Below are 13,557 nucleotides of genomic sequence, written 5' to 3'. Positions count from 1 at the left end.
TTATGAAAAAACTTCTGACGGTCGTAGCCACCGTGGTTGTGCTGGTGATTATTCTCGCCGGTGTGGTCCGCTGGATGAACACGAGTTCTGATGAGCAGCCTGGCTCGCCGGCGGCTCCTTCGAGCAGTGAGCAGCCATCCCAGCCTGATTCTTGCCCTGCTGTTGAGGTTATCTCGGCGCCGGGTACGTGGGAGTCGGCGCGTGACGACGACCCCCTGAATCCGATGGCGAATCCGGCGTCGTTCATGCTGAGCATTTCTCGTCCGCTGCAGGAGCAGTACGCGGGGGATGTGTTGGTGTGGACGTTGCCGTACACCGCGCAGTTCCGCAACATCAATTCCCAAGAAGAGATGTCTTATGACGAGTCGCGTCAGGAAGGCACTTCGACTTTGGAGGGCGAGTTGGTGCGGATGCATAAGGAGTGCCCGCAGACTGACTTTGTGATGGCGGGCTTTTCGCAGGGTGCTGTGATTGTTGGCGATATTGCTAACCGTATTGGTACCGGTGCTGGGGTTATCCCAGCGGAGCGTGTCAGGGGTGTCGCCCTGATTGCTGATGGTCGCCGCGAGCCTGGTGTGGGCCAGGCCGTGGGCAATCCGGTTGCCGGTGTGGGAGCAGAGATTGCTTTGCAGCCGCTGAATCTGCTGGTCCAGCCGATTGTTCCTGGTGCTACGATGCGCGGTCCGCGCGTGGGTGGTTTCGGTGAGTTGGATGCCAAGACGGTGGAGATTTGTGCACCGGATGACACGATTTGCGACGCCCCTCGGGATGTGGGCAATGCGCTCGCACGGGCGCAGGCGCTGGTGGAAGCCAATGGTGTGCACGCCTTGTATGCCACCAACCCGAATGTGTTCCCAGGGACGACAACAAACCAGTGGGTTGTTGATTGGGTCCGAGGGCTTATCGACGGATAATCCAACGCCCGTGTAACATTTTTGTCATCAAAAACAATATGTTGCATGGACGTTATTTACTTTGAAGGAGACGTATGGATCTGCATAAAGCCATGGGCCAGTTCTTTGACGCCAAGGGTAATATTGCGCTACCGCCACAAATTACGCTCGCAGGTCTGAGCGAATTGTTCTACCAGTCGGATGTTGATGGCGGCGATCGTCATTGCATGCGCTACTGGGATTACAGTACTGAAGGTGGCGTGGCTCGTGACTACAACCGCCGCGAGATCAACACTCGCATTAAGTCGGTGGCAGCACGCCTCCAGCAGGTGGCACAGCCTGGGGACCGTGTAGCTATTTTGGCTAACAACAGCCCTGAGTACCTCTTTGGCTTTATCGGCGCTTTGTATGCGGGTCTGGTGCCTGTTCCGCTGTATGATCCTTCGGAGCCAGGGCATGCCGATCACCTCACCGCTGTGATGGCTGACGCGCAGCCAGCTATCGTGCTGACGAACAATGCGTCGGCTGCGGCGGTTCGTCGTTTCTTCTCTGCGCTGCCAGGTGCACAGCGCCCTCGTATTATCTCCATTGATTCGCTGCCGGATACGCTTGCGCAAAGCTATCAGATCCCTACGCCGTCGATGGCTGCTGCTGCGATCAACCCTGTTGATCTGCCAGCATTCTTGCAGTACACCTCAGGTTCTACCCGCACCCCTGCCGGTGTGGTACTGACCAACCGTTCGATCGTGACCAACGTGCTGCAGATTTTCGCCGCGGCTCAGTTGAAGACTCCGCTGCGTTTGGTGTCGTGGCTGCCGCTGCACCATGACATGGGCATCATCTTGGCCGTGTTTGTTACGTTGTTGGGCTTGGAGTTCGAGATGATGTCGCCACGCGACTTCATTCAGCAGCCAAAGCGTTGGATTGACCAGCTTGATCGTCGTGAGGGCGATAACGCGGTCTACGCTGTGGTTCCGAACTTCGCACTCGAGCTTGCTGCACGTTATGCAACGCCTTCTGAGGGCTTGGATCTTTCTGCTGTTGAGGGCCTGATTATTGGTTCGGAGCCAGTAACCGAAAAGGCTGTGGAGGCATTCGCTGAGACGTTCGGGCCTTATGGTTTGAATAGGCAGAACATGCGCCCGTCGTATGGCCTTGCTGAGGCATCACTGCTGGTAACTACCCCGCAGACCCCGCAGCGCCCTGTGATTTCTTACTTTGATCGTGAGCAGTTGGCTGCAAACCGTGCGGTGATCGTCGACAAGGGCGATAACGCAGTGGCGTTGACCGGTGTGGGGCAGGTTGTGCGCCCACAGAACTTGGTCATCGTGGATCCTGAGACGCGCACCGAGGTTGCAGATGGCACTATTGGTGAGCTGTGGGCGCATGGTGAGAACATGGCTGCTGGCTACTTGGATCGTCCAGAAGATACCGCAGAGACGTTCCACAACACCTTGGCTGGTCGTTTGGAGAACTCCCGTGCGGCAGGTGTGCCGGAGGAGTCCACGAAGTGGATGGCGACCGGTGACCTTGGTGTGATTGTGGACGGTGAACTCTACATCACGGGTCGTTTGAAGGATCTTGTGATTATTGCGGGTCGTAACCACTATCCGCAGGATATTGAGTACACGGTGGATCATGCTTCTGAGCACATCCGCCCTGCTGCAGTGGCTGCCTTTGCTATTGAGGGCGACGCCGTGGAGCAGCTGATCATCTTGGCGGAGCGCGATCTGGATCGTGATCCATCTGGTGATGCGGAGGCTATCGACGCTATCCGTGCTGCCGTCACGGAGGCTCATGGTGTGGTTCCTGCGGATATCCGTATCGTGGCCCCAGATGAGATCTTGCGTTCTTCCTCCGGCAAGATTGCTCGCCGCGTGAATAAGAAGGCGTATCAAGAATCCCACTAGATTTTTTGGGATATTGCCCCGCGCGTGAAACATTTGTGACGCGTGAGACGATATAGAATAGAACGACTGTCTCGTCTGCAATATTCTGAGGTTAAAGTATGGATTCTCGCGTCACGGCTATGACCACTTCGCAGCTACGCACATGGCTGCGAGATTGGGTCCTAGCCACTACAGGTTTGCCCGCGGAAGAAATCACCGATGATAAACCGATGCAATCTTTTGGGCTTTCCTCCCGTGACGTGGTGCTACTTTCCGGGGAATTAGAAAACCTCTTGGGCGTCAAACTCGACGCGACCATCGCTTATGAGTACCCGACGATCGCGGCGCTGAGCCAGCGTCTGATCGAGGGTGCTCCTGAGGCGGCCACCCCTGTCTTTACACAGCGGGAAACTCAGCGCACCGCGTCCCATGACATCGCTATCGTGGGTATGGCTGCCCGTTACCCTGGCGCACATGACATCGATCAAATGTGGTCGATGCTCATTGAGGGCCGCGACGGTATCACCGACCTGCCGGAGGGCCGTTGGTCGGAATATGCTGCTGACGAGGTCACCAGCGAAAACATAGCTAATACCGATTTACGGGGCGGCTACTTAGACGACATTGCTTTCTTTGATGCAGAGTTCTTTGGACTATCTCCGCTGGAAGCAGTCAATATCGATCCGCAGCAGCGCATCATGTTGGAGCTGACATGGGAGGCTCTTGAGCACGCGCACATTCCGGCATCCTCGCTTAAGGGCAAGCCGGTGGGTGTGTTCTTCGGTTCTTCCAATAATGACTACGGTATGTTGATCGGTGCTGATCCAGCCGAGTCGCACCCCTATGCGATGACGGGTAATGCCAGCTCGATTGTGGCTAACCGTGTGTCCTATGCCTTCGACTTCCGTGGCCCGTCGGTAAGCGTGGATACGGCGTGCTCCTCGTCGCTGGTATCGGTCCACCAAGCGGTGCGTGCACTGCGTGAGGGCGACGCTGATGTTGCTGTCTCCGGTGGCGTGAACATCATGGCGGCACCATTCGTGTCTACCAGCTTTGGCGAACTTGGCGTGTTTAGCCCAACGGGCAAGATCCACGCGTTTTCCGACGACGCCGATGGCTTCGTGCGTTCCGACGGCGCCGGCGTGCTCGTGCTCAAGCGCGTTGAGGACGCGGTCGCCGATGGCGATACCATCCTTGCTGTGATTAAGGGCTCCGCGGTGAACTCCGACGGACACTCCAACGGTCTGACCGCCCCTAATCCAGACGCACAGGTCGATGTGCTGCAACGCGCTTACGCCGACGCTGGTATTGACCCACGCTACGTGGACTACGTGGAAGCACATGGAACCGGCACCATCTTGGGTGACCCGATCGAAGCAACCGCACTCGGTAAGGTCCTAGGCCCTGGCCGTGACGCAGCAACCCCTACTTTGCTGGGTTCTGCTAAGACCAACTTTGGTCACTCCGAATCGGCTGCTGGCGCTGCGGGCCTGATCAAGGTCGTGTTGTCGATGATGAACAACACGCTGCCAGCGTCCCTGAATTTCGCTGGTCCGAACCGCTACGTCGATTTTGATGCCGAGCACCTCGAGGTCGTGGAAGATCCACGCGAATGGCCTGAGTATTCCGGCAAGAAGATCGCCGGTGTGTCCGGATTCGGTTTTGGCGGCACCAATGCGCACGTTGTGCTGAGCTCGTATGAGCCGGCGGCTGATGCGGAGCGTCGTCACGCTCCGAGCCTGATCGACCCAGACAACCCGAATGCTGTCACCCTTGAGGTGTCGGGATTGCTGCCGTCGCGACGTCGTGAAGCAGCCGCCGCGCTGGCCGACTTCCTCGAGGGTCGCCCCGACAGCGACCTGCCCAAAGTGGCGCGCTCGACCGCAAAGCGCAACCATGGCCGCTCCCGCGCTGTGGTCACAGCAGAAACCACCGAAGAGGCCGTCAAACGCCTGCGTACCGTCGCTGAGGGCAAGACCGCTATGGGTATCGCAGTGGCCGACGCCCCCAGCAACGCACCCGTGTTTGTTTACTCCGGTTTCGGCTCCCAGCACCGCTTGATGGCCAAGAAGCTGCTGGGCGTTTCCGAGGAGTTCGCGCAGCGTATCGCGGAGCTCGACGAGCTGGTGGTTTTTGAGGCCGGCTGGTCCATGCTGGACATCATCACCAACGATGAGGAAACCTACACCACCGAAACCGCGCAGGTCACCATCACTGCCATCCAGATTGCACTGACAGATCTGCTGGCTTCCTTTGGTGCCACCCCAGCGGGTGTTGTGGGCATGTCGATGGGTGAGATCGCTGCGGCCTACGCCGCCGGCGGCTTGTCTGATCACGATGCGATGACCATTGCTATCCACCGTGCTCGTTTGATGGGCGAGGGCGAAAAGTCACTACCTGAGGACCAGCTCGGCGCTATGGCCGTGGTGGAATTCTCCGTGGAGGCGCTGGAGGAGTTCCGTCAACAAAACCCAGAGTTCAGCGGTGTGGAGCCAGCCGTGTATGCAGCCCCTGGCATGACCACTGTGGGTGGCCCACGTGAGGCCGTGATCAAGTTGGTGGAAAAACTTGAGTCAGAGGGCAAGTTTGCGCGTTTGCTCAATGTGAAGGGCGCAGGCCACACAAGTGCTTTGGATCCGCTGTTGGGTGAGCTCGCAGCTGAAACTTCGATGATTGAGCCGAAACCACTGCGCATTCCGCTGTATAGCTCGGTGGATCGTGCGACTGTATATCCTGTCGGTTCGGTGGTGCACACCACCGATTACTGGTTGCGTTGTACGCGTCAGTCGGTGTGGTTCCAAGACGCAACAGAGCAGGCGTTTGCGCATGGAGCCATGATGCTGGTGGAGATTTCTCCGAATCCTGTTGCGCTGATGCCGATGATGAACACCGCCTTTAGTGTTGGTAAGTCGGATGCGCAGTTGTTGTTTGCGTTGAAGCGCAAGGTGGACGAGGTGGCGTCGATACGCGACCTGTTGGCCAAGATTTATGTTACGGGCGCGCCGATTTCCTTCGAGTATGGCGATGGGGAGATTATTCCTGCGCCGCATATTCCATGGAAGCGCCAGCATTATTGGACGTCCGCGCGGCCGTCGTCAAGCAATCGTGTTGCGATGCCGGGCACGAAGGTTACGCTGCCAGGTGGCGCGCAGGCGTTTACGATGGTCGCCGATCAGGTGCCGTCCACCGCAGCGCTTATCGACGCTACCGTCACCTCCGTACAACCAGGCGCGCAGGTGCTCGCGATTTCTGAAACCGCAACGCTGCCCGCAACCGGTGAGCTGACCACTGTTGCTACCCCGAATGTTGGCGGTGTGGCAGTGGTGGTTTACCGCGTGATTGACGGCCAAACCCAGCAGATCGCCGAGGCATTTGCCACCACGCTTAGTGCCCCGCATCCCCCAGCCGCTGAGGTTGCTCCTGATTCGGTGGTAGGCACAGTAGTTGAGGTAGAAGCCCCGGAGGTGCCCGATAACCTGTTGTGGGATCCCGCCACGGAGACTGTGGAGGAGCGCCTGCGCGCTATCGTTTCTGAGGCCATGGGCTATGACGTTGCGGATCTTCCCCGCGAGCTGCCACTGATCGATCTGGGCTTGGACTCCCTGATGGGCATGCGCATTAAGAACCGTGTGGAGCATGACTTCCAGATTCCGCCGCTGCAGGTACAAACCCTGCGCGATGCTTCTGTTGCAGACGTGGTTGCTCTTCTGGAGGAACTCGTTGCCGACCGTGGCGCAGCCCAGCCCATCGAAACTGAAATCGCTATCGAGCACACTGCTACCGCCGCGGAATCCCATGAGGTGGGCGTGGCGCCACGTGATGCTTCCGAACGTTTGGTCTTTGCTACATGGGCCGGTATTACAGGGGCTGCGGCAGCCGGGGTGACCAGCACTTTGCCGGAGATCACTGAGGAGCAGGCTCGAGAAATCGCAGAGCGCCTCACAGAGCGTGCCGGTGTTGCGATGTCTGCGGAGCAGGTGCAGCAGGCGGAAACGCTTGAACCTTTGGCCAACATTGTGCGCGAGGGATTAGAAACCGATGTGGAGGGCAACATCCGTGTGCTGCGTGCCCGCCCTGAGGGCTCCACGCAACCAGCTGTGTTCATGTTCCACCCAGCCGGCGGTAGTTCTGTGGTGTACCAGCCGCTGATGCGTCGGTTGCCTGCGGACGTTCCTGTCTACGGTGTGGAGCGTCGTGAAGGCTCGTTAGAGGAACGCGCCGCAGCTTACCTTGATGAGATCAAGCAGTACTCCGATGGCCTGCCCATCATTTTGGGCGGTTGGAGCTTCGGTGGCGCGTTGGCTTATGAGGTGGCTTACCAGCTGCAGGATTCCGACGTGGAGATCGCAACGATTGCTTTGCTGGACACCGTGCAGCCTGCGCATTTGGCGCCGGATACTAAGAAAGAAACGGTTAAGCGTTGGGAGCGCTACTCGGCGTTTGCTAAGAAGACCTATGGTCTTGATTTCCCAGTGCCCTATGAGCTGCTGGAAACCGCTGGTGAAGATGCGCTATTGGCGATGATGGCGGAGTTCTTGTCCACCACTGATGCTACAGAGCACGGTTTGTCGGCGGGTGTGCTGGAGCACCAGCGTGCTTCCTTTGTAGACAACCGCATTTTGGATCGTATGGACATGCAGCGCTGGGCAAATGTGAAGATTCCGGTGATGTTGTTCCGTGCTGAGCGTATGCATGATGGGGCTATTGAGCTGGAACCCGCGTACGCTGAGATTGAGCCTGATGGCGGATGGTCGGCTATCGTTGAAGATTTGGTGATCATCCAACTATCTGGCGACCACCTAGCAGTGGTGGATGAGCCGGAGATCGGTAAGGTTGGTGTGGCGCTCACCAACAGGATTGAACAGCTACAGGGTAAGTAGGAGATTGGACTGTGAGTACGACTGCGGAAAAGCTCGCTGACCTTCGGGCGCGCCTAGAAAAGGCGCAGGATCCAGGTAGTGAGCGGGCGCGGGCTAAGCGCGACGAGGCTGGTTTTACAACCCCCCGCCAGCGTATTAACCGTCTTCTAGATGCTGGCTCTTTCGTAGAAATCGGTGCTTTAGGTCGTACTCCAGGTGAGCCCGACGCCCCTTACGGTGACGGTGTTGTTACTGGCTATGGTCGTATCGACGGCCGTCCCGTGGCCATCTATGCCCATGACAAGACCGTCTACGGTGGTTCGGTGGGCGAGACGTTTGGCCGCAAGGTATGTGAGGTCATGGATATGGCCATCAAGATTGGATGCCCTGTGATTGGTATCCAGGATTCTGGTGGTGCTCGTATCCAGGACGCTGTTACTTCGCTGGCTATGTACTCTGAGATTTCGCGTCGTCAGTTGCCATTGAGTGGCCGTAGCCCGCAGATTTCCATCATGATGGGTAAGTCTGCCGGCGGTGCTGTATATGCTCCTGTGACCACTGATTTTGTGGTGGCTGTGGATGGTCGCGCGGAAATGTATGTCACTGGCCCTGCTGTGATTAAGGAAGTCACGGGTGAAGACATCACTTCTCATGATCTGGGTTCTGCGCGTCAGCAGGAACTCAACGGCAACGTGTCGTATGTGGCTGCCGATGAGGATGATGCCTTTAACTATGTGCATGATTTGCTGCAGCATTTGCCGCTTACCTGCAATGATCCTAACCCTGAGTATTGGGCGCCCTCGGATGAGGACATCATGGCGGCGGATCACAGCTTGGATACTTTCATGCCGGATGACACCAATGCTGGCTATGATATGCATTCGCTGCTCAAGTTGATCTTCGACGAGGATGATTTCCTTGAGATTCAGCCGAACTTTGCCCCCAACATCATTGTGGGCTTCTCGCGTATCGACGGCCGCAGCGTGGGTGTGGTTGCTAACCAACCGCTGGAATACGCAGGGTGTATCGACGCCGATGCGGCCGATAAGGCGGCTCGCTTTATCCGCATTTGCGACGCTTACAACATCCCAATCCTCTTCGTTGTGGACACCCCTGGTTATCTTCCTGGTGTGGAACAAGAAAAGGTTGGTTTGATTCACCGTGGCGCAAAGCTGGCCTTCGCGCTGGTAGAGGCCACTGTGCCGAAAATTTCTCTTATCGTGCGTAAGGCTTATGGCGGAGCTTATGCGGTGATGGGGTCTAAGAACCTTTCCGGTGATATCAACTTGGCGTGGCCTACTGCCCAGATCGCAGTAATGGGTGCTGCTGCCGCTTCGGTGATGATTCAGGGTAAGCAGTTGGCTGCTGTGGAAGATCCTGCGCAGCGCGCCATGATGAAGAAGCTGTTCATGGACTTCTATGACGAAAATATGACGTCGCCTTATGTTGCGGCAGAGCGCGGCTACATTGACGCCATGATTCAGCCGCACGAGACGCGCATTGCGTTGCGACGTGCCCTGCGTCAGCTGGAGACTAAGGACGTTCACGATCTGCCTAAGAAGCACACCATCGCACCGATGTAGGCGAATTTATTATTATTTTCACTGATTTTAAGGAGAACTAGTGAAAATTTGCCGTTATGCTGCGTCCTTGGCTGTGGCAACCTCGATGGTTATAGGCGGATAAACCAAATAGAGCAAATAAAATTGCGTTGACTGATATCCCTAAACATGTCAACATGGTTTCTCTTTTTCATGCCGGTAATGACCATTATCAAAGTGACGCCGAATTTTGGAAAACCTTTGATGAGGTATATCACCCTGAGTTGCAACGACGTGGTACACGAGTTGTCCGTACTATTTCTGCTACGGAGCTCTTAAAAGAAACTGCCTCTTTGCGGGCGGTAGGGGCGAAAGCTGACGCTAAAGGTTATCGGCAGGTTGCAGAAAAAATCAAGAAGGAATATGTGGATGCGCATAACCTTGATGGCTTAGATGTGGTCATGGAGGTTTTACGCCTAGAACGTAACTGGCATTCGCGCCGAGAAGATGTATGGCGTATCCGGAAAATCATGGCGGCACTGTCGGAACTTCTTGGCCCTAAAGCGGATGTTAACCAAGGGAAAAAGAAGGATGATTCCGGCTATAAATTCCTAATTTACGATACTTTTGATGACGTTGAACGTTCTCAAATTCGTGTGGTCGCCGAGCTTGTTGACTATGTATTTCCTCAAACATATAAGAGCGGTGGGGCAGAAATTGATCAATTGTGGAATGCCTCTAGAAATACCTTAAGCTCTTGTCAATTTGTGCCAGGGTACGCGCATCCTGAAGAAGATGATACGGTTAATCGTTTTGAAACCGCCATTGGTGATGTCGATTCATCTAAAGCAATGGAGGTGGCAGCTTGGTAGCCAGCAGGCGGAGAAAAAGGCGGCGCGTTTGTCTACGCTATTGATCGCGATGGACGCACCTATGGAGAAGATGACCTTAACAATGTCAAAGAAACTGATTTTTCGTTTACTAAGCGCGGTGTAGCGCTGGCTCAACCAGCAGCTTTTAGCAAGGCACAAGATGAAGCAAAGCGTGTAATAAGCAGCAAGTATCCATCAGTCTCGACTACTTTTACTGCGCAAGTAGATAAGGCGCGTACCTTCGAGGAAATAGAAGAACTATTGGATAAGGCGCGACAAGACTTGGTAAAGCTGGAGCAGAAATCCGCTCCTCATGCCAATGATGGGGAACCTAATGAAAAAGGCTCCGGTAGCGATGAAGAACAGAAGCGGCCATCGGGTAACCGCAGCGTTTTTGCTATCGTGATGTCCGTTATCGCAGCAGGGGCAGTTGCTTTCTTCGGATGGCGTAGTAGCTTTATGTGCTAAATACTACACATCTTACGGGGCTTAGATATATGGGATGTAATGGCAACCGCGCCGGCTCCATTAGATTCTCGTGTCTATCCCTATAATTCTTGCTGTTGTTTTTTGACTTTACTAAGTGCGAAGAGTGCAATTAACACTGACTCTTAATGTAGGGCTAATTTTTATTTTCATCCGGATACATTAGCACGAAAAGGGGTAGTTTTACTTAGAGATTTTCATTTCTCCTAATTATATGTAGATAGCCTGTTAAGATTAGACAGTTGATCTACAAATGGAAAGAGAGAAAATGAAGATTCATTTGCCGCTTGACCTTAGATTAAGCTCAGGGGACATCTTCCGAAGCTCGATCATTTTTGTCGTGATTATCGCGTCGTTGGTGTTTGCTTCCGTGAGAGCTGTCGCTGTTGATAACGAGGGGGGGGCTTTCTGAAAAGAAAATCAGGATCAGTAAGTTTACTGAAGAGAACAACGGTAAAGAACTCCCAGGTGCTGAACTTGCTGTATATAACGGAGACTACGCTGAGGAAGAAGTACCTGATTCCACGAAAGCAATAGCTACGTGGACGACTGGTCCAGCTAAAGATCTCTCTTTGGGCGAAGGCACTTATACCCTAGTTGAGAAAAAGCTCCAGAGGGTTACGGAAAAGCTTCGAATATAGTATTCAAAGTCAAAAACGATAAAGTACTTCTCAAAAATGGTGAGAATTGGAGTGAAGTCAAGAAGTTTGTTTCAGAAGATTCAAAGCCATTAAAAGCTTATAATGATTTTGAACATTATGATTATTCTTGGGGTACAACGTCTTTCGGGAAGTTCTATTATATCGATCGTGATCATGAAAATAAATCGGCAAACGCTGATGAGATTATTTATTGCTTTAACCTTGGCCGAAAACAACCGTTAGATTCTTCTGATTACGGTGCATCCTATAATTCGTGGGAAACTGTTCCGACTTTCAAAGCTCAGTATGGCGCGGAGACTTTGATTAAGCACGCAACGAAGCCAAGGATCAAAGACCCCCAAAAATTCGGTGATGCCATCCAACGTGTAATTTACGCTGGACATCCAAAAGATTCCAAAAAATTCAAGGGTGACTTGACTCCTACCGCTTTCCGTACAATTACTCAAATGGCTATTTATTACTTTACTGATTCTTTTGGTCTTGAGGAATTAGAGGAAGTAGTAGCTAAAGAAGGACGTAATTCGGAGAATACGCATGGTTTTGCGGGAATTTTGGACCCTGAAAATGCAAAAATAAAGGAAGCCTACGAAGCCTTAATTGCCTATGCTGAAGGAGACGAGAAAGTCCCCGATGATATGAGGACTCCTCTGTATGTAACGAGCGATAATAAATTCCAAAATTTTGTAGGTACACGGACTAATCCTAAGTCGGTACTTCCCGTTATTGAGATGATTGACCGGAAAGCCCCGTTGATGCCTAAGGAGCATGAGGTTCTCATTTCGAAAGTGGACTTGGGCGGTACGGGTGTTGTTGGTGCGAAGCTTCGTATTTTGAAGGGTGATGCAGAGTCTTCAAAGAAGCCTGAGGTTGCTATGGATTTGCAGGATAACACTCCTGCTGAGTGGGTGACGGAGGCGGATGATGCTCATACGGTGAAGCTTGCGGCTGGTAAGTACAAGTTGGAAGAAACTTTTGCTCCTGCTCCGTTGAAGGTCATCACTACGTTTGAGTTTGAGGTTGATTATCGTGGTGTTGTTACGTTGGGTGAGGTTAAGACTGCTGGTGAGCGTGATGGGGAAGCTGTTTTAGAAGCTCGGGTCCAAGGTGATGACAACAATGTGATTACTGTTGTCGATGGTCAAGTTACTTTGAATACAAACGCTTATGATGCGGATGCTCCTCGTTGGGACAACACGTTGGAAACAACTGGCGGAACTATTGCAGATGCGATCCGCTATGAAGGCTTGGTACCAGGTAAGCAGTACCGTGTTAAAGGCGAGTTGATGGATAAGACCACTAAGGAATCTCTTGATGTAGTAAAGATCGACACCTTCACGCCTGAAGCTGCCAACGGCGAACATATTATGAAGTTCGACGTAGATACATCCTTAGCAGGAAAGTCTATCGTTGTTTTCGAAACTATTTATGAGGTTAACGGTAAAGAGATCAAAGAAGACACACCTTATGTAGTGCGCCATGCAGATATTGATTCTGCCTCACAAACGATCGTTGTTGATAGTGCCTATACACCAAAGAATATCTCCACACAGGCTTACAATAAAGACGACGTCAATAAAGGAAAGATTATACCTGCTGATGGTGGCACAGTTGTTGACGTTGTAACTTATAAAGGCCTAAAGACTGGAAATACCTATACTATTTCTGGCGAACTGATGGATAAAGAAACCCAGAAAGGCACAGGTATTACCTCACAAAAGACATTCACCGCAGAGGGTACTGATGGTGAGGTAGAGCTTGAATTTATCCTGGGTCCAGGATTCGCTGGAAAAGATCTAGTCGTATTCGAAACTCTCAGGGACGATGGCGGTTTTGAGGTTGCTACGCATACGGATATCAAGTCAGCTTCCCAAACTGTTTCTGTGGCTTCTCTGAAAGAAAGCTCTGGATGGGAAATATGGGCCGCGGGAGCCGTTATCGGAGCAGGCATTATCGGTTTAATTTCCGGTAATGGTAGTTCAGCACCTGGCACTGGTTCATCAAATGTTCACCCGAGCCCAAAACCAAGTACACAACCAAGTGTTGCACCGACTTCAGTACCTTCAAATGCTGATAAGTCGCAAGAAAAGACAGGCAAGGGTTCGAATATGCTAGCTAAAACTGGTGCAAGCATTCTAGGACTTCTGATTGCTGCAATCCTGTTTACTCTAGCTGGATTCGGGTTGGTCAGCTGGCGTCGTAAAAACTAGTATCGACTAACCTATATGTAAGGTGGGTGTGGGCATACACTTCAGATGTATGCCCACACCCACCTTACATATAGAACTTAAACCTTATTACGCTCTGATTCGTACCCTTCCACATTCTTCTTTTCCAAAAGTTGGTCTACATAATCCC

The 13,557-nt window shown here is 53.1% G+C and carries 8 protein-coding genes; all 8 read left to right on the top strand.

Going from position 1 to position 13,557, the window contains the following annotated elements:
- Nucleotides 1-2: 2 nt before the first annotated feature.
- Nucleotides 3-914 (top strand): cutinase family protein, encoded by a 912-nt coding sequence (locus tag AT687_RS10680; RefSeq protein WP_014319486.1) that lies wholly within the window; start codon nucleotides 3-5, stop codon nucleotides 912-914.
- 74 nt (nucleotides 915-988) lie between these two features.
- Entirely contained in the window at nucleotides 989-2,803 is a 1,815-nt protein-coding gene (locus AT687_RS10675; protein ID WP_014302508.1) for a FadD32-like long-chain-fatty-acid--AMP ligase, read from the top strand.
- Between the two features lie 98 nt (nucleotides 2,804-2,901).
- Complete coding sequence (gene pks13, locus AT687_RS10670; protein ID WP_014319485.1) at nucleotides 2,902-7,662, top strand: polyketide synthase Pks13; 4,761 nt, start codon at nucleotides 2,902-2,904, stop codon at nucleotides 7,660-7,662.
- Nucleotides 7,663-7,673: 11 nt separating this feature from the next.
- On the top strand, nucleotides 7,674-9,224 hold the full coding sequence (locus AT687_RS10665; protein ID WP_014307487.1) for an acyl-CoA carboxylase subunit beta: 1,551 nt from the start codon (nucleotides 7,674-7,676) through the stop codon (nucleotides 9,222-9,224).
- Between the two features lie 155 nt (nucleotides 9,225-9,379).
- A complete protein-coding gene (locus AT687_RS12710; RefSeq protein WP_014319484.1) occupies nucleotides 9,380-10,054 on the top strand; it encodes an EndoS/ChiA family endoglycosidase in 675 nt (224 codons plus the stop codon).
- A 261-nt stretch (nucleotides 10,055-10,315) separates the two neighbouring features.
- Complete coding sequence (locus AT687_RS12815; RefSeq protein WP_014319483.1) at nucleotides 10,316-10,522, top strand: hypothetical protein; 207 nt, start codon at nucleotides 10,316-10,318, stop codon at nucleotides 10,520-10,522.
- 404 nt (nucleotides 10,523-10,926) lie between these two features.
- Nucleotides 10,927-11,181: a SpaA isopeptide-forming pilin-related protein gene (locus AT687_RS13225; protein WP_014319482.1), complete on the top strand. Its 255-nt coding sequence runs from the start codon at nucleotides 10,927-10,929 to the stop codon at nucleotides 11,179-11,181.
- On the top strand, nucleotides 11,178-13,409 hold the full coding sequence (locus AT687_RS10655) for a VaFE repeat-containing surface-anchored protein (RefSeq protein WP_227889295.1): 2,232 nt from the start codon (nucleotides 11,178-11,180) through the stop codon (nucleotides 13,407-13,409). Before AT687_RS13225 ends, AT687_RS10655 begins: the two co-directional genes overlap by 4 nt.
- The last annotated feature ends 148 nt before the right edge of the window (nucleotides 13,410-13,557 follow it).

Origin of the sequence: Corynebacterium diphtheriae (genome assembly GCF_001457455.1) — a bacterium.
In the GTDB taxonomy this organism is placed as follows: Bacteria; Actinomycetota; Actinomycetes; order Mycobacteriales; family Mycobacteriaceae; genus Corynebacterium; species Corynebacterium diphtheriae.
Note: the sequence above shows the minus strand (reverse complement) of the source record. Positions and strands in the feature narration are given on the sequence as shown.